The 1,065-nt window shown below is 53.1% G+C and carries 1 protein-coding gene; it reads right to left on the bottom strand.

Features of this window, described 5'->3' with window-relative positions; translation table 11 throughout:
* Positions 1 to 905: hypothetical protein (locus tag A1351_RS09050; RefSeq protein WP_157096223.1), on the bottom strand; the 905-nt coding region annotated here is incomplete at its 3' end.
* Between the last annotated feature and the right edge of the window lie 160 nt (positions 906 to 1,065).

The raw sequence follows: 1,065 nt of genomic DNA, 5'->3' as shown, positions 1-1,065 counted from the left end.
CTGGGACGACGAAGTGCCGAATCACGGAGCCTCGCAAATGCGACGGTGCCGAGATGGCACCCTAGAAACCCGCATATCCCATTCAACCACTCAGTGAGACACGTCACTTCGAAACGCGCGTCCCGCGCGTCCTTCAGGCCGCTAAAGACGAGGGATAAGTTGGCAGCAACCTCAACTGAAACTGAGGAGTGTTGTTTGTCCGTGAGCCGCCAGTTATCGAACAAGCGATCATCGGTACCCGGGCTATTTGCTTCGCTGGCGCTCTCGACATCGAGTGGCTCCTTCGCGCGAATTAAGGTGACAATGCGATCAGTTTCAAATAGCGGCAGGGGCTCAAGAATTTCTCTACGCTGATAGGCTGCATCAGTCAGACAATGGACGAAAGTCTCCAATATCGACCCGCTAATTTCGTTCAGATAGCTGTCTTCCATGTCGAAAACGAAGTGCAGCGAAGTGTCATTGATACTTGTCGTCCATGCTAGAAAGTGAGTCCCTCGTGAAATCAGGCGCTGGATTCCGTCCGTTGGAGGTTCAATTTTCCAGAATTGATTGTTTGGGAAAAATCGCGGCGCATTTTTCCAAAAGTTCTCTAGCTCGCGATACCGCCAACTAGACCCCCAATGCGGATCAAGCCATATCATTGACGGAACGCGGGCTCCGCCTACCAGATAGGCGTTGGAGTCTCGGAATGCAGCGAACATGTCCGCGTTGCCCGAGAGACTGAGTGTCGTGAGGGGCGCATGCTCATCCAGATACTCGAAGAAGCGGTTAAGTTCCTCTGGCGACTCTAGAGCGTCAATCACTGTTATCAGGTCAACAATCCAGAAAACTCTGACGCCAGTCTTCGGAAAACCTATCGCCTGCGAGGCCGCAGCAATCTCAGAAAGAACCGCGATCACCGACACGTTGTCAGCCGTAGGGGCTTTGCCAGTCGCGCTTCGAAATTGAATGATTCTCCCATTGCCGAAATCGAGGCCCCACTCCTCTTCGGATGTGAATAGAGCACCACACGCTCGTTCCACCTCCGCAAGACGTGCAGCTTGCTGTCGGGTAATTGGGAGAAAG

The organism is Methylosinus sp. R-45379 (genome assembly GCF_001644125.1).
In the GTDB taxonomy this organism is placed as follows: domain Bacteria; phylum Pseudomonadota; class Alphaproteobacteria; order Rhizobiales; family Beijerinckiaceae; genus Methylosinus.
The sequence above is the reverse complement of the archived record's forward strand: the minus strand, read 5'-3'. Positions and strand labels throughout refer to the sequence as shown.